The 21,543-nt window shown below is 66.2% G+C and carries 20 protein-coding genes; 15 read left to right on the top strand and 5 right to left on the bottom strand.

What is annotated here, in order from left to right; all coding sequences use genetic code 11:
* The first annotated feature begins 71 nt into the window (after positions 1-71).
* The 6 genes from H597_RS30070 to H597_RS0107060 are packed head-to-tail and all read left to right on the top strand — an operon-like array spanning position 72 to position 7,724.
* Positions 72-2,789: a sensor domain-containing diguanylate cyclase gene (locus H597_RS30070; protein ID WP_229632118.1), complete on the top strand. Its 2,718-nt coding sequence runs from the start codon at positions 72-74 to the stop codon at positions 2,787-2,789.
* Positions 2,786-3,364, top strand: a complete 579-nt coding sequence (locus H597_RS0107080; protein WP_028101514.1) for a DNA-3-methyladenine glycosylase I — start codon at positions 2,786-2,788, stop codon at positions 3,362-3,364. Before H597_RS30070 ends, H597_RS0107080 begins: the two co-directional genes overlap by 4 nt.
* Positions 3,318-5,057 carry an FAD-dependent 5-carboxymethylaminomethyl-2-thiouridine(34) oxidoreductase MnmC1 gene (mnmC1, locus tag H597_RS0107075; protein WP_028101513.1) on the top strand — a complete coding sequence of 580 codons (1,740 nt, stop codon included), beginning with the start codon at positions 3,318-3,320 and terminating at the stop codon, positions 5,055-5,057. The genes H597_RS0107080 and mnmC1 overlap by 47 nt, the downstream gene beginning before the upstream one ends.
* Positions 5,058-5,086: 29 nt before the next feature.
* Positions 5,087-5,788: a sensor histidine kinase gene (locus H597_RS0107070; protein ID WP_154668001.1), complete on the top strand. Its 702-nt coding sequence runs from the start codon at positions 5,087-5,089 to the stop codon at positions 5,786-5,788.
* Positions 5,785-7,506, top strand: a complete 1,722-nt coding sequence (locus H597_RS30065) for a response regulator (RefSeq protein WP_051293603.1) — start codon at positions 5,785-5,787, stop codon at positions 7,504-7,506. Before H597_RS0107070 ends, H597_RS30065 begins: the two co-directional genes overlap by 4 nt.
* Before the next feature lie 2 nt (positions 7,507-7,508).
* Positions 7,509-7,724 (top strand): hypothetical protein, encoded by a 216-nt coding sequence (locus H597_RS0107060; RefSeq protein ID WP_028101511.1) that lies wholly within the window; start codon positions 7,509-7,511, stop codon positions 7,722-7,724.
* Here H597_RS0107060 and H597_RS0107055 read toward each other — a convergent pair.
* Both H597_RS0107055 and H597_RS0107050 read right to left on the bottom strand, forming a co-directional pair.
* The gene (locus H597_RS0107055; protein ID WP_028101510.1) at positions 7,721-8,344 is read right to left on the bottom strand and encodes a PhaM family polyhydroxyalkanoate granule multifunctional regulatory protein; all 624 of its coding nucleotides are present in this window, start codon (positions 8,342-8,344) and stop codon (positions 7,721-7,723) included. The genes H597_RS0107060 and H597_RS0107055 overlap by 4 nt on opposite strands.
* A 24-nt stretch (positions 8,345-8,368) precedes the next feature.
* Complete coding sequence (locus H597_RS0107050; protein ID WP_035373376.1) at positions 8,369-9,523, bottom strand: low temperature requirement protein A; 1,155 nt, start codon at positions 9,521-9,523, stop codon at positions 8,369-8,371.
* Between the two features lie 87 nt (positions 9,524-9,610).
* On the opposite strand from H597_RS0107050, the gene H597_RS0107045 reads away from it, so the two are divergent.
* The 6 genes from H597_RS0107045 (at position 9,611) to H597_RS0107020 (ending at position 17,005) form a co-directional block, all read left to right on the top strand.
* Positions 9,611-10,702, top strand: a complete 1,092-nt coding sequence (locus tag H597_RS0107045; RefSeq protein WP_028101508.1) for a DUF3108 domain-containing protein — start codon at positions 9,611-9,613, stop codon at positions 10,700-10,702.
* Between the two features lie 10 nt (positions 10,703-10,712).
* A complete protein-coding gene (locus H597_RS0107040; protein WP_028101507.1) occupies positions 10,713-11,444 on the top strand; it encodes a DUF3108 domain-containing protein in 732 nt (243 codons plus the stop codon).
* A 119-nt stretch (positions 11,445-11,563) separates the two neighbouring features.
* Entirely contained in the window at positions 11,564-12,943 is a 1,380-nt protein-coding gene (locus tag H597_RS0107035) for a hypothetical protein (protein ID WP_028101506.1), read from the top strand.
* Complete coding sequence (locus H597_RS0107030; RefSeq protein WP_028101505.1) at positions 12,936-13,655, top strand: hypothetical protein; 720 nt, start codon at positions 12,936-12,938, stop codon at positions 13,653-13,655. The genes H597_RS0107035 and H597_RS0107030 overlap by 8 nt, the downstream gene beginning before the upstream one ends.
* Before the next feature lie 3 nt (positions 13,656-13,658).
* Complete coding sequence (locus H597_RS0107025) at positions 13,659-16,478, top strand: ATP-binding protein (RefSeq protein WP_028101504.1); 2,820 nt, start codon at positions 13,659-13,661, stop codon at positions 16,476-16,478.
* A complete protein-coding gene (locus H597_RS0107020) occupies positions 16,478-17,005 on the top strand; it encodes a DUF3592 domain-containing protein (RefSeq protein WP_028101503.1) in 528 nt (175 codons plus the stop codon). The genes H597_RS0107025 and H597_RS0107020 overlap by 1 nt, the downstream gene beginning before the upstream one ends.
* 14 nt (positions 17,006-17,019) lie before the next feature.
* On the opposite strand, the gene H597_RS0107015 is transcribed toward H597_RS0107020, so the two are convergent.
* Together H597_RS0107015 and H597_RS33145 are read right to left on the bottom strand one after the other, a co-directional pair.
* Positions 17,020-17,211 (bottom strand): YgaP family membrane protein, encoded by a 192-nt coding sequence (locus H597_RS0107015; protein ID WP_307578939.1) that lies wholly within the window; start codon positions 17,209-17,211, stop codon positions 17,020-17,022.
* Between the two features lie 81 nt (positions 17,212-17,292).
* The gene (locus H597_RS33145; RefSeq protein ID WP_028101501.1) at positions 17,293-17,784 is read right to left on the bottom strand and encodes a hypothetical protein; all 492 of its coding nucleotides are present in this window, start codon (positions 17,782-17,784) and stop codon (positions 17,293-17,295) included.
* 240 nt (positions 17,785-18,024) lie between these two features.
* Here H597_RS33145 and H597_RS35840 point away from each other — a divergent pair, with 240 nt between their 5' ends.
* Genes H597_RS35840 through H597_RS0106995 form a run of 3 tightly spaced genes read left to right on the top strand, consistent with a single transcriptional unit; the run spans position 18,025 to position 20,928 of the window.
* Positions 18,025-18,447 (top strand): thiol-disulfide oxidoreductase DCC family protein, encoded by a 423-nt coding sequence (locus tag H597_RS35840; RefSeq protein ID WP_083940988.1) that lies wholly within the window; start codon positions 18,025-18,027, stop codon positions 18,445-18,447.
* Positions 18,437-19,492 (top strand): DUF4166 domain-containing protein, encoded by a 1,056-nt coding sequence (locus tag H597_RS36165; RefSeq protein WP_083940987.1) that lies wholly within the window; start codon positions 18,437-18,439, stop codon positions 19,490-19,492. Before H597_RS35840 ends, H597_RS36165 begins: the two co-directional genes overlap by 11 nt.
* Entirely contained in the window at positions 19,489-20,928 is a 1,440-nt protein-coding gene (locus tag H597_RS0106995) for a TIGR01777 family oxidoreductase (protein ID WP_028101500.1), read from the top strand. The genes H597_RS36165 and H597_RS0106995 overlap by 4 nt, the downstream gene beginning before the upstream one ends.
* Before the next feature lie 22 nt (positions 20,929-20,950).
* Here H597_RS0106995 and H597_RS0106990 read toward each other — a convergent pair whose 3' ends face one another.
* Positions 20,951-21,472, bottom strand: a complete 522-nt coding sequence (locus tag H597_RS0106990) for a CcdC protein domain-containing protein (protein WP_035373373.1) — start codon at positions 21,470-21,472, stop codon at positions 20,951-20,953.
* Positions 21,473-21,543: the final 71 nt, after the last annotated feature.

Here is a 21,543-nt window from a genome sequence, read left to right as displayed (position 1 = left end):
CTTGAACACTAAAACGTCCGGTCGTGCTGTATGATTCCTTGATGTAACATATATTTCAAGGATATCAAGTAGTGGATTTGTTCGTGCTAGACGACGTGCTGGCCCAGTGGGAAGCGGAATTGCCGTATGCGCAAGGCGAGCACCGCCTGGCGCTGCTGACCCGGATGGCCTGGCATGGTCGCCAGCGCGATGTTGTAAAGGCGGCACAACTTGCGGCGGAGGCAAGCTCGTTGGCCGGTCTGTTGCCGGAAGGGCAAGGGCGCGTGCTGGCCGCGCGCCTGGCACTGGTGCAGGCCGAAGCCTGCTGGCTGGGCGGTGATCTCGAGGCGGCCATCGGCATTGCCGATCGGGCCATGCTGGACTTTGCCCGCCAGCGCGACCGCTTGGGCGCGGCCGACACGCACAGCCTGCTGGCCTGGATCGCTGTCGACCGCGGCGATTCGGCCGGCTGCGACAACGAGCTGGCGCTGGCGATCGCCGATGCGCGCGCCGTCGGCGACCGCATGCGCACCGATATTTTCGAGAGCCTGGCGGCGCTGTTCAGCGTATTCCGCAATGCCGGCGCCGCCAATGAGCGCTGGAGCAAGCGCGTTGCCCCCGACCTGTTCGGCCAGCACCCGGTGGTGGCGGGCTGGATCTCCGACTACCTCGGCACGGCGGCCTTCCAGACCGCGGAATTCGGGCGCGCCATCAGCCACCTGATGGCGGCGTTCGACGCGGCCCTGATGTCCGGCCAGCTGCGCCGTGCCATCATCCTGGCCACCAATATCGGCAATGCCTTTACCCGCCTGAACGCGCACGACGCGGCGCTGGAATGGATGCAGCGCGGCCTGGAACTGGCGCGCCCCACCGCCTGGCCGATGTGCGTCGGCCTGGCCCAGATGCAAACGGCCGAAACCCTGCGCCACCTGGGGCAGCGGCAGGCCGCGAAAGACCTGCTGCGCGAGGCGCTGCAGATCCTTGCGCCCTTGTCCGGATCGCGCGCCTTCGCCATGGCGCTGGAATACCAGGGCGACCTGGCGCTGGACCTGGGCGATTACGAGGCGGCGCTGGCCAGCTTCCGCGAACTGGAACAGCGTGGCCACGCACTGGCGCAGAACGACTTCCAAAGCTGCGCCCGGCGCGGCCAGGCGCATGCGCTGGCGGGGCTGGGGCGCACCTGGGAAGCCCAGGCCGCGGCGATGTCCGCGCTGGCGCTGGCGCGCGAAATGCATGATCCCTTCAGCCAGGTGGCGGCCCTGCGCGTGCTGGCGGACATCCATGCCGGCAACGCCCTGTCCGTGCTGCAGTACCTGCGCGAAGCGCTTGCGGTGGCGGCGACCATCGAGGGCTACATCCTGCCGGGGGAACTGCTCGATGCGGTGGCGCGCGAGTACGCCGCGATGGGCGATTTTGCGCGCGCCTACGAGTTTTCCTTGCAGGCCAATGCGGCGCGCGACCGCACCCACAGCCAGGAGGCGACCAACCGCGCCATCGCGATGCAGGTGCAGCACCAGACCGAACGCGCGCAGGCGGAAGGCGAACACCATCGGCAGCTGGCGGCGGCCGAAGCGCAGCGCGCCGAAGTGCTGGCGCAGACCAGCGACACGCTGAGCCACCTGTCCGCCATCGGCCAGGAAATCACGGCGCAGCTGGAGACGACGGCGGTGTTCCGCGCGCTGGACCGCCACGTGCACGGCTTGCTCGATGCGACGCATTTTTCGATTTTCCTGCTGGCGCCGGGCGGCGACTTCCTGCACTGCGCCTTCGGCGTGGAAATGGGCCTGCCGCTGCCGGCGATGCGCATCGCGCTGTCCGAACCGCGCTTCAACACCGCGCGCTGCGTGCGCGAACGCAAGGAAATCCTGATCGAAATCGAGGACAGATCCGATACGCCCAACCTGATCCCGGGCACCTTGCCGACGCTGACGCTGCTCTTTGCGCCGCTGGCCATCGGCGAGCGGGTGCTGGGCGTGATGACGGTGCAGTCGATGCTGCCGCGCGCCTACGGGGAACGGGAACGCTTGATCTTCCGCACCCTGTGCGCATACGGCGCCATTGCGCTGGACAACGCGGCGGCGCAGGCGCAGCTGCTGGAAAAGAACCTGGAGCTCGAGCGCGCCTACCAGGCGCTGGAAGAGGTGAGCCTGACCGACCAGTTGACTGGCCTGCGCAACCGCCGCTTCTTCCTGCAGCACGTGGAATCGGACGTGGCGCTCAGCCTGCGCGGCTACGACGGCCTGGCCGCCGGCGCAGAGGCCACCGGCCGCGATCTGGTGTTCTACATGGTGGACCTGGACCATTTCAAGGAGGTCAACGACCGCCATGGCCATGCGGCCGGCGACTCGGTGCTGGTGCAGATGAAGGACCGCCTGCGCGAAGTATTCCGCGAATCGGACTACCTGGTGCGCTGGGGCGGCGAGGAATTCCTGGTGCTGGCGCGCGCCACCGACCGCAGCGGCGCGCACGCGGTGGCGGAAAGGATACGCCGGGCCGTCTCCGCGCGCGACTTCGTGCTGCCCGACGGCACGCGCCTGGCGCGCAGCTGCTCGATCGGCTTTGCCTGCTATCCCTACCTGCCTTCCCAGCCGCGCCTGATGTCCTGGTCGCAGGTGGTGGAGCTGGCGGACGTGGGCCTGTACATCGCCAAGGATTCCGGGCGCGACGCCTGGGCGGCGGTGCAGGCGGGCGGCGATGCCCGGCCCGAAGGCCTGTTCGCGCGGCTGGTGCACCAGCTCGATGACTGCGTAGCGCGCGGCGAGGCGCGCATCGTGACCAGCCTCGGGGAGCGCACTATAATCACCCCATGAGCATACATCGCTGTTCCTGGGCCAATCCAAACAATCCACGCTATATCGCCTACCACGACCAGGAGTGGGGCGTGCCTTGCCGCGACGAGCTGCGCCTGTTCGAGATGCTGAACCTGGAAGGCGCGCAGGCGGGCCTGAGCTGGGAAACCATCCTGAATAAGCGCGACAACTACCGCGCCGCCTTCGACGGCTGGGATGCGCGCAAGATCGCCGCCTACGACGCGGCGAAGATCGAGGCGCTGCTGGCCGATCCCGGCATCGTGCGCAACCGGCTCAAGGTGAACGCGGCTGTCAGCAATGCGCGCGCCTACCTGCGGCTGCTGGAGGAGGGCGGCAGTCTGGCGTCCCTGATGTGGGGCTATGTGGACGATAAACCCATCGTCAACCGCGTGCAGGCGCAGGGCGACCGGCCGGCCCGCACCGAGCTGTCCGACCGGATCTCGAAAGACCTGGCCAAGCGCGGCTTCAAGTTTGTCGGCTCGACCATCATTTACGCCTATATGCAGGGCATCGGCATGGTGAACGACCATGACCTCGCCTGCTTCCGCCACCAGGAGTGCAAGCAAGTTGGCTGAGGCGCGCCATGTCGTCCTCGATACCGCGTTCGGCGCGGGCGCGGCATTCCTGGCAACCGTCGCCCGCCGCCGTGCGGGTGAACCGCTGCATTACCTCGCCATTGCGCCAGCCGTCCCGGACATGGCGACGCTGGCCGCGCTGGCGGCCGTGCTTCCGGGCCTGGCTGCGCAGTGGCCGGTGGATGTGCCGGGCCTGCACCGGCTCCACCTGCCGCAGGAGCAGCTGACGCTGGATTTGCTGGCCGGTCCTGCCGACGACTGGCTGGCCGAGATCGTCGCCCGGGTCGATGAATTCATTATTCCCGCGCCGCTGGAGGCGATACGCGCCCTGCAGCGGCTGGCGGCGCCCGCCGCCACGCTGCGCATTCGCCATGCCGACGAACAGGCCCTGCGCAAGCTGCGCGCCGCCGGGTTCACCGTGGCGGGCGACGCGGACGGCGAATGGCTGCATGCGGTCTACACCAGCCGCAAGCCGCAGCCGCCACGCGCGCCACGGCCCGAGCGTCGTGCCGTTGTCATCGGCGCCGGCGTCGCCGGCAGCGCCGCTTGCGAACGCCTTGCTGCACGCGGCTGGCAAGTCACGCTGATCGAGCGCCATGACGCGCCGGCGCAGGAGGCGTCGGGCAACCGCGCCGGCATCTTCATGCCGCTGCTGTCCAGGGACGACAATATCCCGACGCGCCTGACGCGCGCGGCCTTCCTGTATGCCCAGCGCGCCTGGCTGCAGCTCGGCGGCATCGATCCGCAGGCGCCGGGGCCCGAGGCCGGCGAGGGCGGCATACGCGGCCGGCAGTGCGGCGTGCTGCAACTGGCGCGCGACGCCGCACATGCCCTGCTGCAAAAAGAGGTGGTCGACGCCCGGCATTATCCGCAGCAATACGTGCGCTGGCTGGACGCGGCGCAGGCCAGCGCCATGCTGGGCGCGCCGACGCCGTTTGGCGCCTGGCACTTCCCGCAAGGCGGCTGGGCGACGCCGGCCACCGCCTGCCGTGCCATGCTGCGCGCCTGCGGCGACAGGCTGCACCGCCTCTTCCACGCCGAAGCGCTGCGCCTGGAGCGCGGCGGCGATGGCTGGCGCGTGCTGGCCGCCGATGGGCGCCAGCTGGCCAGTGCGCCGACCGTGATTCTCGCCAGCGGCGCGGGCGCGACCGCCCTCGCTCAGGCGCGTGAACTGCCGCTGTATACCATGCGCGGCCAGGTCACCCACTTGCAGGAAGACGCTTTCCCCAGCCTGCAGCTGGTGGTGTGCCGCGAGGCGTATATGACGCCGCCGGTGGACGGCATCGTCAGCGTCGGCGCCACCTACGACAAGAGCGCCGACCGGCAGCTATGGCAATCCAGCCAGGACGAAAACCTGCTGCGCGCGGAGGAAATCCTGGGAAGCCCGCACGGCGCCGGTGCGCCGCTGCAGGGCCGCGTCGGATTCCGCACCATGGCGCCGGACCGCCTGCCCCTGGTCGGCGCGCTGCCCGACAGCACTATCGACGCCCGCGCCGAACGCCTGCGCGACCTGGCGCGCCACGCGGGCCTGCATACCTTGCTAGGCTACGCCAGCCGGGGCCTGATCTGGGCCCCGCTGGCAGCGGAAATCCTGGCCTGTCAACTGGAAGATGAGCCTCTTCCCATCGAAGCAACACTGGCCGCCGCCCTGGACCCGGGACGCTTCCTTCTCAAGCAGCGCCGCAAGCTATAATAGTTTTCCATCCAATGGCTGGAGAATCCATGGAAGACCGCGCCGGCTCGCCAGAGCTGTTCATGTTCCTCGCCGCCACGGTGCACGACATGAAGAATTCCATCAGCGTGCTGTCAGGCACGCTGGAGAACCTGCTTGTGCAGGCCGGGGATTCAGCGCAGGACCATCCGGCCTATCCCCAGATGGCGCAAATGCTGTATCAGACCCGGCGCCTGAACGACCATTTGATCCAGCTGCTTGCGCTCTACAAGGAAGTCGGGCGCCCCGGCTATCCCTTCGATCCGGTCCCGGTGCAGGTGAGCGAACTGGTGGAGCAGCTGGCGGCGCAGCAGCGCGTGCTGCTGCAGTCGAAGGGCATCCGTTTCGATGCCGAATTCCCGCCCGGCCTGATCTGGACCTTCGACGAAGACCTGGTACTGGGGCTGCTGGCGCACGCCATCAACAACGCCGTGCGCTATACGCGCGACCGCATCGCCCTCACCATCTGCGAACAGGATGGCTTCATGGAAGTGAGAGTGGAAGACAATGGCGGCGGCTTCCCGCGCAGTATGCTGGAAGCGGGCCAGTTGACGGGGCAGGCCATCAACTTCCTGACCAATAGCAGCGGCCTTGGCCTGTACTTCGCCGGCGAAGTGGCCCGGTCGCACAAGCATCGCCAGCGCCAGGGCAGCGTGGCGCTGGAAAACGGCGGCGCGCTGGGCGGTGGCTGCTTCATCCTGCGCCTGCCATGAACGCGCCGGCCCCCATCCAGGCAGCAGCGGCAGGCGATAAGGCGGCCGGCGTCAACTGGGCGGAAAAACGCTACCTGATCGTGGACGATTTTGTCGGCGTGCGCCAGCTTTTGCGCGAAGCCCTGCGCAGTCTCGGCGCCCGCCACATCGACCAGGCCTCCAGCGGCGGCGAGGCAATGAGCATGCTGACCCGCCTGCAGTACGACGTGGTGCTGTGCGACTTCAACCTGGGCGAAGGCAAGAGCGGCCAGCATGTGCTGGAAGAGGCGCGCATGCGCGGCCTGCTGATGCCAAGCTGCGTATGGCTGATGGTCTCCGCCGAAAAGAGCGTGGAGGCGGTGATGGGCGCCGCGGAACACCAGCCCGACGCCTACCTCATCAAGCCGATCACCGAAGGCGTGCTGTTGACGCGCCTGAACCGCGCCTGGCAGCGCAAGCAGGTGTTCCAGGAGATCGACCACGCCTACCTGGAGAAGGACTACCTGCGCGCGGCCAGGCTGTGCGAGGAAGCGGCGGCGCGCAGCAAGCTGCACGAGATCGACCTGCTGCGCATGCGCGCCGCGCTGCTGCTGAAGGCGGGCGAAGCGGAGCAGGCGCGTTTGGTGTACGAGAAAGTGTTGCAGGAGCGCGATTTCAACTGGGCGCGCACCGGCGTCGGCAAAATCCGCATGGCCAATGGCGACAACGAGGCGGCGCGCCAGATGTTCCAGGGCGTGATCGCGGAAAACCGCTTCTACCTGGATGCCTACGACCAGTTGGCCAGGTCGCTGGAGAATATGGGCCGCACCCAGGAGGCCTGCGACGTGCTCGAGCGGGCCGCCAAGCTCTCGCCCAACTCAGTGCCGCGCCAGCGCGCGCTGGGCATGGCGGCGCTCAAGCTGGGCAATATCGCGCTGGCGGAAAAGGCCTTCCGCAAATGCCTGCAGGTCGGCGAATACTCGATCATGAAGACGGTGGACGCCTATTTCGGCCTGGCGCGCGTATTGGGCCAGAAGAGCGACCCCAAGGAAGCCTTGCTGCTGCTGGCCGCCGCCCAGCGCGATTTCTCGGGCAATATGGTGGACCTGCGCTGCAAGATCACGGAAGGCCTGGTGTACCACGAGAGCGGCGACTACCGGCGCGCCCGCAAATCGGGCGACGAGCTGGAAGCCATGCTGAAGCAAGAGCGCCAGCGCCCCGACACGCCGACCTGCCTGGAAATGGCCACGCTGCTGTTCGCCGTCGGCGTCAAGGAGGCGCCGGCGGAGCTGCTGTGCTACGTGGTGCGCAACAACGACGAGAACACCGTCATTCACGAGGAAGTGCAGCGCATCTTCGACAAGGCGCGCATGGCGGAGGAAGGCACGTCCCTGATCACTTCGGCGCGGCGCGATGCCTCGGAGCTGATGAACAAGGGCGTGCTGCTATGGAAGACCAACAAGCTGGACGAAGCGGTGGCGTGGATGCGCGATGCGCGCCTCAGCCTGCCGGACAATATGCGCATCTTGTTCAATTCCGCGCAAATTCTGATCTCGCATCTGCAGGCCAGGGGCTACGACGAAGCCCTGGTGAACGAAACCAATGAAGTACTGATGCATGTCGACCGCATCGCGCCGGGCCAGCAGCGCTTTGCCCAGCTGATCGAGCAGTTGCAGAAGTTGATACCCGGCCGCATGACGGCGCAGGAAATTGAAGCCGAACTGACGGACGCCATGAAAGATGACCACGACAAGGAGTGATCATGCGTGATATCGCCAAAGAGGTCTACAACAAGATGAAAGTGGGCGCCGCGGCCTGGATCCGGCCGGTCAGCGCCAAGGGCGACACCCTCGCATCCTTCCAGGCCGCGCACGACGGGGCCCGGGCGCTGGAAGACGAGGGTTTGATCAATATCATGAAGGTGCAGCGCGACGAGGATGGTCTGATCGAGGCCATCCGCATTCAAAAGCTCAATTAAGGCTTGGAGGGGGCTTTCACGCTGGTGGTGCGCTTGCCCGTTGGCTTGCGTGCCGCCGGCTTGGCCGCGGGCTTGCTGGCATCGTGCGCCGCGCCGACCTTGTCCGCGGCGGGCTTGGCGGCCGGGTCGGCTGCCATTGCCGTGTTGACGGCTTGCGTGAACTGGTCCTGCAGCAGGTTCCACCAGGCGGCGGGGTTGGCCATCTGGCCGGCGGCGGCGCCGGCGCTGTCGCCGGCCGGCTTGGCCGGTGCGGCCGGCTGCTCGGCGGGCTTGGCTTCCTTCGGCTTGCCCACGTTGGCGAACGGATCGTGTTGCGGCGGCTGCTGCACGGCGGCGGCCAAGGACTGGCCCATGGATTTGAGGGCGGCGATGGTGCCGCGCTGCACTTCCAGCGCCTGGATGCTGGAACGCAGCATGGTGGCGTTCAGATTGAGCCAGGACTCGACGGCTTTCAGTTCGCTGATTTTGCGGTCCAGCTCATCGACCGACAGCGTCGGCGCGGCGATGCCGGGAATACTGATGCCGGGCACCCCCATGCTGCCCCACAGCGATTTGACGAAGTCCAGCGTATCCGTCATCACTGCAGCGCCCGGGAGGTGTGGCATTTGAGGAGTGGTCATATCGGGTCTCCGAAGATAGGTGATTTAGCGTAGCACACAGCTCTCCCACACAGCAACGAACAGCAGCACCAGGACGCAGGCGCCGGAGGCCAGCAGCGGCGACAGCTGCAGCGGCAGGGCCAATGCGGCCAGCGCGAGCAGCAGGGCGATGCCCAGCAGGTGCGACAGCGGCGGCCAGGAACGCGTCCGCGCCAGCCACTTGAACAGGGCCGTCCCGCACAGGAATAGCAGCGGCCCGCCGATGATGGCCGCCAGCGCGGCCATGCCGCCATGCTGGGGATGGCTCAGCACCAGCTCATCGCCCACCGCGCCGACGATGATGCCGGCCACGATGGGGATATGCAGGTAGGTGTAGTTGTTGCGGGCGTGGCGGCCCGGCGTCTGCGAATGCACGATGCGGTGGTGGCCCTGCTCCAGGCCGTGCTCGAAGTACAGCCACCACATCAGGATCGCACCCAGCACGGCCAGCAGGAAAGCCAGCACGGTGGCCGCATCGAATGCCAGTTCGGCGAAGGTGGCGCCGGTCACCAGCAGCGATTCGCCCAGCGCGATGATGATGAACAGGGCGCAGCGTTCGGCCATATGGCTGCCGTCCACATTCCAGTCGGCCAGCCTGGAGCGGCCCAGGCCCGGCACATGGTAGAACAGCAGCGGCGCCGCCAGATCCACCGCCAGGGCGGCCAGCCACCAGGCCATGCGCGACTCGGGCGCGGCCAGCCCGCCGGCCAGCCACAGCGCGCCGCTGCCGCCGATCCACAGGCTGATACGCAGGAAATTGCGGCGCAGGGAGGCGTCCTCGCCGCGGCTGCCGGCCAGCATGGCCAGCGTGCGGCCCGATTGCTGCAGCAGGATCGCGGCGCCGAACAGCCAGCCCAGGTCGGTGAAGGCGCGCGGGATCGAGACCGACATCAGCAAGCCCGCCACCAACAAGGCGAACAAGGCGGCCCGCACCGATTTCTTCTCCGGGTCGAACCAGTTGGTGGCCCAGACGGTGTAGATCCACACCCACCAGGTTTCCATGAACAGCAGGCCGACTTGGGCCGCGCCTTCCCCATCGAGCTTTTTCAGCAGGGTGTGGGACAGCTGGGTTACGGCGAAGACGAACACAAGATCGAAGAACAGTTCGACCATGCCGACCTTGCCGGAATCGGCCTGGCCGCGCTGGCGCAAAAGGGACATCAGGACTCCTTGTCATAAATTCCCGCAAATTATGCCACCGAGCCTGCTGTCAGCGGAATCATGGGCTGACACGTTAAACTAGCGACCATGACGATCGTTTCCCTTTTCCGCCACCGCCGCCGCATCCTTGCCGTACTTGCCGCCACCGTGGCCCTGCATTTGGTGACGATCAACTGGGTCAGCGGCCGCATTGGCGTGGCCGAAGGTGAACGCGCGGACGCGAAAAACGTCATCACGGCGGAATTGCGCCTGGCGCCGCCGGCACCGGCTTCAGTGCCGCCGCCGGCGCCGCCGAAACCCAAAGCGCGCAAGCCCAAGCCAGCCCCGCCGGCGGAGGAGGCGCCGCCCGCCGCCCCGGCGCCGGCGGCATCGGCACCGCTCGCCGCGGACGGGACGCAAGTCCCCGCAGCCGATCAACGCAGCCAAACGGACGCGCCCACCACGCCGGCCGGCGTAGAATCTGCCCAGGCCGAACCCGCCCCGCCGGCGCCGGCGCCGGCGCCCGCCAGCCTGCCGCAATGGAAAGTCGCACTGCCGCCATCGGCCAGGTTCGAGTTCGATGTCAAACGCAAGGATGCCAATGGCAGCAACTGGAGCGGTTCGGCCACGATCGGCTGGCAGCTGGACGGCGCCAGCTATAAGGCGACGCAGGAAGTGAGCGTGAGCCTGCTGATAGCGAGTGTGAACGTGATGACGGTGAGCAGCGAAGGGACGGTGGGCGAATTCGGCATTGCGCCGGCGACCTTCAACCAGAAGCTGCGCAACCGCTCCGCCACCGCCACCCACTTCAACCAGCAGGAGCAAAAGATCACCTTCTCCGCCAGCGAACGCACGGTGCCGCTGGTCGCGGGCGCCCAGGACCGCGCCACGCTGCTGTTCCAGCTGGCGGGCATCGGGCGCGCCGACGTCAACCAGTACGGCCAGTCCATCGAGATGCTGGTTGGCGAAGACCGCAACGCCCAGGTCTACACCTTCCAACTGGTGGGGGAGGAAGAAGTGGACACCAAAATGGGCAAGCTGCTGACCTGGCACCTGGCCCGCCCGCCGAAGCCGGGCAGCTACAACGCCCGCCTGGATATCTGGCTGGCGCCGAACCTGGACTGGTATCCGGTGCAGATCAGGAATACCGAGGCCAACGGCGCCATCACCACCCAAACAGTCACCCGCATTATCAAGTAAGGAAGCAAGCATGCGCAGTATCCTGATTTCCCTGGCATTCATGGCCGCCGCCAGCGCCTCCGCGGCCGACTACCCGGTCGCCAAGCGCGCCAGCAGCCTGCCGCCGCAGGCCGACCTGTCCTACAGCGTCAAAGGCAGCAACCACGGCCTCCCGCTGATGGGTACCGGCACCATCAGCTGGCGCCACGGCGACGGCCAGTACGCGCTGCTGACCGAAGCGCGTTCCAGCCTGTTCGGCAAAGTGATCGAGCAGCGCAGCGAAGGCACGCTGGACGACTACGGCCTGGCGCCCGGCCTGTACTATGAAAAACGCATCCGCAAGGACCCGACCACCACCCGTTTCGACCGCGAAGCGCACCGCATCGAGTTCGAAGACGGCAAGAACAGCCACGCCATCCGCGGCGGCGAGCAGGACCGCAGCAGCATCACCTGGCAGCTGACGGTGCTGGCCCGCGCCGCGCCGGACAAGTTCACCCCGGGCAGCGAATGGACCTTCTACGTGGCCGGCCGGCGCGACGGCGCGCCCTGGACCTTCCGCGTGGTGGGCCAGGAAACCATGGAAAGCGGCGGCCTGGGCGACCTCAAGGTGCTGCACTTCGTCCGCAAGCCGGTGGCCGGCAACGACCAGGACGTCGATATCTGGCTGGCGCCGGGCCTTGACTGGTACCCGGCGCGCATCCTGTTCAAGGAAGAGAACGGTGATTCCTTCGAGCAAGTCCTGGAGAAAGTCAACCGAAAATAGCCACACCCGGCCTGTTATACTTGCACCCTCAAAGTCGGGGTCAGCTCTGGCAAACGGACATTTTCATCATGGAAATGTCCGTTTGCCAGAGCTGACCCCGGTTTAATTACTGGAGCGCAATGATTGATTTGATGGCAAGTTCGGCCCAGGCAGCCGACACCAATCCGACTGTGCAAGAGCAGCAGGATGCCCTGCAGGCCCATTTCCAGCCCCATATTTCCGCCGACGAGATCGAGCAGGTCTACCACCTGAAGCGTGCCCAGCCGCTGTTGCAGGTGTTTACCGCCCTGTTCCACGGCGGTTTCGAGGGCGTGCTGGTGCGCCTGCTCGTCCTGCGTGAACTTGCTAATGAGACAACTTCGTCCGCGTTTTCGCGGGCCGATATCAACACGCGCCTGGCCTACCTGCTGCCGGAAAGCCTGGAAACCGTCCTGAACCGCCTGCGCACGAACGGCCTGCTGGCCTGGGATGCGCAGCAAGCCGTCTACCGCGTCACGCCGATGGCGCGCAATGTGCTGGCCTCGATCGACAGCCTGCTGGCCCTGGCCGCGCCCGACGACGATGCGGAAATGGGCTTCCTGCTGTCGCAGGTGGCCGGCGCCCAGGCCGTGGGCGGCGTCACCACCGAGCAGCTGCAGCATTTGCTGGGCCGCCTGGTCGACCTGACCGAGGAATTCCGCGACGCCATCGCCTCCGGTTCCGAATTCCGCCTGCGCGAGTCGCAGGCCAAGTGGCACCAGGCCTGCGACTGGGTCGAGAAGGGCTCGGTCATCCTGCGCGCCATCACCACCGACGAAAATGCGGACAGCGCCACGCACCGCGCCGCGCAAGCGATCGGCCGCGCCCAGTCGCAGCTGCTGAACATGCAGGGCATGTTCTCGCGCGCCTTGAACCAGATCGAGCGCCAGCGCGTGCACCTGGGCCAGTCCGGCCTTTCCACCACCGACATCAAACGCTGGCTGCTGGCCCATGAGGACCTGTCTTCGCTGGCGCACGATGCGATCGACCAACCGGTGAAACCGCTGTTCATCACGCCTGCCGAGATGATCGACGTCGCCGAAACAGAATTAATGACAGAACGTGTGAATAACAATGGGCTCAACAGCCTGCCTGCCGGCCAGGATGCGCCGACCACGATCAACGACAGCCCTGCCATGCAAAAGGAGCTGGACGACTGGCTGGCGCGCCTGTCCGACTTCGCCCTGCTGAACAACTTCCCGTCCTTGGCCGAGGACTCGCCGCGCGAGGTCAAGGTGCACGAGGCGCTGCTGCCGGCCTCCTTTGCGCTGGCCTCCTACCGCGCGTCCATGCTGCCGCTGCTGGGCGATGAGGCCGAGGCGTCGATGCAGGGCACCACCGCCGACCTGGCGCGCCTGCCGGTGCGCTTTGCGCCGCAGGATGAAATGGTGCAGCTGCCCGACCTGGAGGTCGCCGCCATGTCCCTGGCCGCGCTGACCCTTGAATTAGACAAGAAAGAAGAGGGCAAGTCCGATGAGTGACGATTCCCAGATCCTGATTGCGCGCCTGGTGGCGCACCAGACCCTGCGCCGCGACGACAAGATGGTCAAGCGCGCGCTGTCGGACGAGTTGTTCCGCGCCGAAGTCGACGCGCGCCTGGCCGCCTGCGGCATGAAGCTGCTCGATAATGTCTATGCCGACCACGTCACCCTGGCCCTGCAGCGCGCCATCGAGCCCAAGGTGTTCGGTGCCAAGGACATCTGGCAGAACAATAATTTCGGCCTGGCGCGCGATGGCGTGGCCCTGCTGGTGGTGTTGTGGGCGCTGATCATCCTGCCCAAGCGCGAGCGCCAGGAGACGCACCAACAAGCGGACGATGACCAGAACGATATGTTCGGCACTGACAAGCCGGTGCCGCGCGCGGAAGACACCTCGATCGGTATCCCGTACAAGGCACTGCTGGCCGACTTCGGCGACAAGCTGGGCAAGAAGACGCGCATGGACATGAACCTGGGCACCCTGGGCAAGCTCGGTTTCATCGAGCGCCGCAACGACATCATCGTCGAAGGCCCGCTGCTGGACCTGCTGATGGATACCGACCTGCTCAAGGAGCGCATCATCAACGGCGCCCTGGCCGACGTATTCAAGCGCGCCCCGGCGCAGATCGTGCACATTCCGCGCGAAGTGCTGGCCGCCGCCAACGACGCCGAGCCGGAACAGGCCGCGGCTGAAGAAACTCCAACGGAAGAATAAGCGATGTTCCAAATCAAATCCCTTGAGCTGGTCCACTGGGACTACTGGCAGCGCATCAAGAATATTCCGCTGGATGCCAAGATCATCACCATCGCCGGCCAGAACGGCTCCGGCAAGACCACCCTGCTCGATGCGCTGCGCACGCTGTTCGGCCTCGATTGCTCGATGGGCCGCACCTACAAGCACTACGCGCGCCACAGCGGCCAGCAGACCGCCTGGCTGCGCGCCGTGGTGGACAACAAACCGCAGGGCAAGCAGCTGTCCAACCGACCTTTCCGCTCCAGCGGTTTCTTCGCCGAAGACGAAGTGACCCTGTTCTGCCAGGTGCAGAAGAACGGCGGCGACTGGAAGCGCCAGTACCTGATGCGTCCCGGTAACGTGGACATCGAGGAAGTCACCGAAGCGAGCGACTGGCTGGGCGTGGAAAACTACCGCAAGCGCCTGGCCAATGCCGGCCTGTCGCAAGCCATGTCCAAAGTGCTGGCGCTGGAGCAGGGCGAAACCGACAAGCTGTGCGAATACGCGCCGCGCCAGCTGCTGGACCTGGTGTTCCAGGTGTTCGGCGACAAGGAGGTGCTGGACGCCTACGACGAGGCCAAGCGCCACCAGCGCGACACCGAAGAAGAACTGAAGCGCTTCGAAGCCGAACTGGAAGGCTCCAAGACCAACCTGGAAGGCCTGCGCCTGCGCGTGGCCAACTACCACCAGTGGGAAACGCTGCACAAGGAACGCCGCAACCTGCAGGAAGAAGTGCTGCCGTCGCTCGAATACCACGAGGCGCGCGAAAAGGCCGGCAACATCAGCCGCCAGCTGCGCGAAGCGCGCAAGCCGCTGGCCCAGGCCGACCAGGTGCTGGCCGACAAGCGCAACGAGGTGGCGAAACAGGCCAAGGCCCTGCAGGACGCCCAGCAGCAGGAAACCCTGCTGGAGCAGGAGCAGACCGCCCTGACGTCGCGCCTGAACCACATCAACGGCAAACTGAAGCCGCTGGAATCGCTGGCGGAGCAGAAGTCGCGCCTGCAGAAGCTGGCCGCCGAATCCGGCGCCGACGTGGCCGATGCCGCCGCCCAGCTGGAAGGCAAGGAAAGCGAGCTGCAGAAGCTGCGCGCGCAGCGCGACGCCGTGTCCAACCGCATCGCGCAGGACAAGGCCACCATCAATGCGCTGTCGGGCAAGAGCGCCATGCCGGAGCCGGACAATGTGCGCGCCATGCGCCGCGCCCTGAACGACGCCGGCATCGCGCACGCGATGCTGTCGGACATCGTCGAAGTGACCGATCCGAAATGGCAGGGCGCGGTGGAGGGCGTGCTGGGCGGCTACGCGTCCGTGGTGCTGCTGGAGCGCGCTTCCGACGCTTCTTCGGCCTACCGCCTGGCGGAGAAGGAGCGCTATCGCCACTTCATCGTGCCCGACTGCGTCAAGGCGCACGAGCCGAAGAACCAGAGCCTGCTGTCGGTGGTGAAGTTCAGCGGCCTGGCGCCGGAATGGCTGATCGACCAGCTCTCGCGCATCACCCGCGTGGAGTCGGTGGAAGAAGGCGCGAAGCTGGGCAATATCGAAGAATGGATCACGCCCGAGGCCTACCACAAGGAACGCCGCGGCGGCCGCTCGCTGTTCGTGGAAGCCTCGCGCTACCGCTTCGGCTCGGCCGGCAAGACCTCGCGTATGGACGCGATCCAGAAGAACCTGCCGAACCTGGAAGCCGAGGAAGACAAGTACACCCTGCAGATTTCCAAGCTGGCCTCGGAAACCTCGGCCCTGAAAGCCCGCCTGGCCGGCGTCGATGCGGTGAAGGAGCTGTCGGCCCGCACCGAGGAATTCGACGAAGCCGCGCGCTCCGCCGTGCCGCTGCGCGCCGAGCGCCTGGAGGTCGGTTCGCGCCTGGGCGAGCTGCAAGGCCTGATGAAGAACGCCACCGTGGCGCGCACCAAGGCCGACACCGCCTGGCAAAGCGCCCGCATGGCGCTGTCCGAAGCGGAAGCGGGCCTGCGCCTGAACTTCAAGCGCCAGATGGAGCAGCGCTCCGACCACGCGCGCGCCATGCAGGCCATGCGCCGCCAGTGGCGCCACCTGCCGGGCGCATGGCGCCGTCCGGCGCGCCGCCTGGCGCTGGTGCAGCAGCACCAGAACGCGCACCAGGTCGACCTGCGCATCGCCAGCCTGCAATCGTCGCTGGCGCGCGACGACTGGGAACTCGACGCCACCGTGATCGACCAGTACGCCCGCCTGAACGAGCAGCTGTCGAACCGCAAGTCGGAGACCGAAGAGCGCCGCTACCAGAACAACCGCGCCATCGAAGCGACCGCCAATGCGCGCGGCGCCTATATCGAGCGCCTGCGCTACACCATCAAGACCTACTCCGCGAACATCAAGGAACTGGGCGCGCTGGCCAATATCGACGTGCACGTTGAACCGGTCAAGCTGGAGAACGACGACCTGCTGCTGGCGCAAGCCGGCCTGCAGGTGCGCTTCAAGTTCGACGGCAAGGGCCCGATCGGCATGAACGACGGCGAAGCGTCGGGCGGCCAGCAGGTGATGAAATCGCTGGTGCTGCTGATTGGCCTGCTGAAGTCGGAAGACGGCTCCGGCGGCTTCGTCTTCATCGACGAACCGTTCGCCCACCTGGACATCCGCAACATCCAGCTGGTCGGCGAGTTCCTGAAGAACACCGATGCGCAATACCTGATGACGACGCCGCTCACCCACAACACGGACGTCTACGATCCTTCCGACCTGACGCTCATCACGAGCAAGAAGAAGAAGGATACCCAGTGGGCGCAGCCGATCTTCGTACTGCAGCGGCGCCAGGCCGCCGCCGCGTAATGGCGCGAGGTCCTTCGCGCTGGACCAGCGGCGAGGCGCCGGCGCTGCTGATCATGCTATCGCTGCTGTGGTGCCTGGGCCTGGTTGTCACGGGGCTGTACAACCCGGTGCGGCAATGGCTGGACCTGGGCGCAGCGCAAGGCTATGTCGCCGTCCCGGTGGCGTTGCGCCGCCTGGAGCTCGAAGCGTATCCGGTCGGCTCGGAGCAGCACCATCGCCTGCACGTCGATTATGAATACCAGCTGGCGGGCGCCAGTTTCCGCTCGCAGGCCATGTTCCTGGTCGATGGATTTCCGTCTGAGGGGCAGTACGCGGCGCTGTACGAACGGCTGCGCGCAATGCGCGACCAGGGAAAGCCGGTCGTGGCCTGGGCCGATCCGCGGCAGCCGGGACGCGCCGTGCTCGATCGCACGCCGGTCGATTGCGCCGGCAACTACTTCATTGCCGGCGTCGGCATGCTGTTCTTCCTGCTGACGGCGGGCTTCGCCTTCCTGCCGCGCCGCCAGGAAGCGCTGCGCGAGGCATAGCGCCGTCCGATGCCTTAATCGCCGCTGGTCCGGATGCCGACCGCCCGGTACAGGGGGCAATGCTTGACCGTGCCCGTCAGCAGCGGCACGACGCCGATCCAGCCCCAAGGCCCCACCAATCCCAGCAACACGGCGGCGATCAGGCCCATTCCGACGGCAACACGCAAGGCACGGTCCACCGTGCCGATATTTTCAATCATGGTCATCGCTTTCTCCTGTGAACTGGCAGCCAGTATGGGAAAGCCCGGCTCAGCCGGGAATGACCTGGATCAAATTCCTGCGCGGCCTCAGGCGGCTTCTTTGCTGCAGACGCCGAGGATGGCGTCCAGTTCCTTTTTCAGCGCCAGCGCGACCGGCCGGCCGCGCACGCGGTTCACCATCTCGAAGAAGGTGATGCGCATCGCTTTCAAGTCCTCCAGCGTGGCAGCGGCATCGAGCTTGGCTTGGAAGACCTGTCCACGCAAGCCCAGCGTAGGCTCGATGGTGCGCTCGTAGAACGAACGTGCTTGCGCGAATTGCGCGGCGAGTTCCTGTTCGGTAGGCAGTACCGGAGGCGGCGGTGGCGGCGCCACGTACTCGCCTTCCTCGATGAAACCCTGCGCCAGCAGCTCGGACACGGCGCTGGCATCCAGCCCGATTCCGATGACCTTCGGCAACAACTCTTCCATCGGATGGCGGCCATCAATCATCACCAGCAGGGTGCGCATACGCGACTGGAGTCCGTAAGTGCGCGCCGAGATCTCTTCCCGGCCCTTGTCGGTCTTATTGTAAGTCGTCATAAGAAAATTTCCTCACGGCAATCATTTTTGTGTGATTTTAGAATACACGACCTTTAAGGAATTGACATCATTAGATTTATGGTCTTTAATTTCTGTAACAACAGAAAAAAAGGAAAAATAACTTAAAACAATAATTGTTCATTGTGGGAGTAAGCGAACGGGCATGCGGAAGCGACTTCCGGCATGTGTCCCCTCACCTTGTAGCTTGTAGTTTTTTAGCCACACACATAGGAAAAACAGATGAATGCGCTGACCTTGTATTTCGATAGTGCCTGCCCGTTCTGCCGGCACGAAATGGCGCGCCTGGAGCGTTGGGACCGGCATGGGCGGCTGGCCTTTGTTGATATTGCGGCAACTGGCTTCGATCCCTCGCCCCTGGGCGTGAGCTTGGCGGCGATGAACATGGAACTGCACGGCGTGCGCGCCGACGGCGCCATGCTGGTCGGCACCGACGCCATCCTCGCGGCCTATACCCTGGCCGGACGCAGCTGGCTGGTCTGGCCGCTGCGCCTGCGCTTCCTGCGGCCGGTGCTGGCGTGGGCCTACCGCGGCTTCGCCCGCCGGCGCTACGCCATCTCGCGCTGGCTCGGGCTTGGCGGCCCGGGAGGCGCCTGCGACGGCGCCGCCTGCGCCATCTACGTCGGAGACCGGCATGGAACGTAAATGGCTGGTGCGCTGGCTGTACGCCAGCGCCGCCGCCCACCTGCTGGTGGGGCTGCTGCTGCCCTGGGCTGCCGATGCCAGGGCGCTGGACTGGTACCACGCCTGGCTGGGCGGTCCGCTGGCGCGCCCGCGCGACGCCTGGTGGATGGCCCTGTTCGGAGCGACCCTGCAGTGCGTTGGCCTGTGGATGCTGGCGCTGGTGTGGTTCGGCGACCAGCGCCGCGAACGCGCGGCCTGGCTGTGGATCGCGGCCGGCCTGCTGCTGTGGGGGCCGCAGGACATCCTGGTCTCGCTGCGCGGCAGCGTGTGGCCCAACGTATGGGTCGATTGCGCCACCCTGGCCTTGCTGCTGCCGGCCCTCTGGCGCCTGTACCGGATCGACGCCGTCCATGCCGCGCGCGCAGCGGCGCCCGTGGTCGGCGAGGGCGAGCTGTTCCGCAAGATCCTGGGCGCCGAGTGGGGCAAGCTGCATCCGGACATCCAGCAGCGTTTCGCGAAGAACCCGGCGCCCGGCAAACCGCTGCTGTACTACGGCCGGTTGGCGGAACTGTCGTCGTCGCGGCTGGGCAAATTTGTGGGCTTCGTCAGCCGTCCCTTCATCCAGGGCGCCCTGATTCCTTATGACGACGGCGATTTTCCGGTCGACATCCAGGTCTACGGCAAAGAAGGGTCGCCCCATATCTACAAGCAGCGCCTGTACAGGCTGAACGGCCGCCAAGCGGTGCGCTTCACCTCCTACATGGCCGAAAGCGAGCAGGGCGAGGTGCTGGAGTATGTCGGCCTGGGCCTGGGCATGAAACTCAAGCTGCACGTGGCGGACGGCAACCTGCACTTCACCAGCGACGGCTATTTCTGGGACCTCCTGGGCTGGCGCATCCCACTGCCGGACGTCCTCACCCCGGGCAAGACCTTTCTGCGCCACTGCAACGAGGCACCCAACCGATTCAACATCCGTATCGAAATCCGCCATGTGTGGTTCGGGACGACGTTCGTGCAAGCGGGCGTCTTCCAGGAACGGCGCGCGGCGGGCAAGGAGACCGCATGAATACGCATTTACTCGCCCTGCAACTGATGGCCGCCCAAGGCTGCCTGGGCGCATTCGACACCATCTACCACCATGAGCTGACGGAAGCGCTGCCGCAGCGGGCCACGGCGCGGCGCGAACTGGCCATCCATGCGGTGCGCGCGACGATCTATGGCGTATTGTTCGCCGGCCTGTCGGCCTGGAAATGGCAGGGCGCCTGGGCTTGGGCGCTGCTGGCGCTGTTCGGCGTCGAAATCGTTCTCACGCTGTGGGACTTCGTGGTGGAAGACCAGACCCGCCTGCTGCCCGCAAGCGAGCGCGTAACGCATACGGTATTGGCGATCAACGGCGGCGCCTTCATCTGCCTGCTGGTGCTTGGCCTGCCGGAAGCGCTGGCCGCGCCGACCGGATTCCAATACGCGCCGCAAGGCTGGCTCAGCGTCTTCCTCGCCTTATGCGGCGCGGGGGTCTTCGTATCCGGCATGCGTGACGCATTCGCCGCGCGTGCGAAACCCAAGGCCGCATCGGACAAGGTGCACTTTGACGGCGCACCGCAAACAGTGCTGGTCACGGGCGCCACGGGCTTTATCGGCCGCGCGCTGCTGCCCGCGCTGTTGGAGAGCGGCCATCGCGTGATCGTACTGTCGCGCGAACCGAAAAAAGCCGCCTGGGAATTCAACGGCGCCGTCCGGGCGGTGGCCAGCATGGCCGACCTGGCACCGACGGAACACATCGACGTCATCATCAACCTGGCCGGGGCCCGCATCCTCGGCCTGCCCTGGAGCGCGCGCCGCAAGGCCGTGCTGCAAAGCAGCCGCGCCGGGCTGACCCAGGGCGTGGTGGACTGGATCGCCGACGCGGTGCGCAAACCGCGCCTGCTGGTCAACGCCTCCGCCATCGGCTATTACGGCAATCAGCCGCATGGCAGCGAGCAGGTATTGAACGAAGCCAGCCCGCCGCAAGCGATCTTCATGTCACGCCTGTGCCAGGAATGGGAAGCGGCCGCTGTCCGGGCGCGCGAATACGGCGTTCCTGTCGCACTCACACGTTTTGGCCTGGTGTATGGAAACGGCGGCGCGCTGCCCCCGATGCTGATGCCGTTCAGGATGGGATTGGGAGGACGGCTGGGCAGCGGGCGGCAGCGCAGCTCGTGGATCCACCTGCATGACCTGCTGCGCGGGCTGGCGCATGTCTGGCGCCTGGGCGCGCACGCCGACGGCGCCTGGAACTTCACCGCCCCGCAGCACCCGACGCAGCTGGAATTCGCCCAGGCCGCCGCCGCCGAACTGCATCGGCCATGCCTGCTGCCCACGCCGGCCTGGCCGATCCGCCTGCTGCTGGGCGAACAAGCGGACCTGCTGCTGGAAGGCGCCGCCATCGCCCCCGCCCGCCTGCTCGCCACCGGCTTCACCTTCCGCTACCCGACGGTAAAGGAAGCGCTAGTCGATCTCATTTAAAAAGTCAGGGTCAGCCGTGGCTTTAATCCTGCAACTTGTTTGCCTTGCGCCAGCGCAGCAGGCCGATCGAGTAGGCGGCCAGGTAGCCGAGCACCAGGCCGAAGGGGATCACGCTCAGCGGGTCCTGCAGCACTTCCATCTGCTGGATCACGCGCGGGTGTTCGGATTGGCGGTTGATGTAGAACTCGACGCCAATCTGCAGCACGCGCGCGGCGAACAGCATGCAGACCAGGATGGCGGTGCGGCTCGGTGGCGTGAAGTACAGCTTGACGCCCGTGTTTTCGAACCGGGTCTTGCGCAGCGCGAAGAAGGCCAGCCAGGCGCCCGCGATCACGGCCCCGGCCATCATGGACAGCGCGGGCAGGTTGCCCAGCATGGATTGGGCGGCTGCCAGCAACAGGATGGGCAGGCCGGCCGCGCCGATCCCATGCCGCCATGCGACCGATTCCTGGCGGCGGAACACCAGTTTCAGGCGCGAATAGATGCGCCAGACCAGCGTCGGAACGAGGATGAGCAGGACTACGGTCGTGACAGTCAGGTGCATGGAGCGGCGCAATTCATAAAAAAGAAAGATTCTACCCGGAGGCGTAGAATACCCGTTCGTGATCTCGCTTT

Origin of the sequence: Pseudoduganella violaceinigra DSM 15887 (assembly GCF_000425385.1) — a bacterium.
Classification (GTDB): Bacteria; Pseudomonadota; Gammaproteobacteria; order Burkholderiales; family Burkholderiaceae_D; genus Rugamonas; species Rugamonas violaceinigra.
This window is presented reverse-complemented; position numbering and strand designations above follow the sequence as displayed.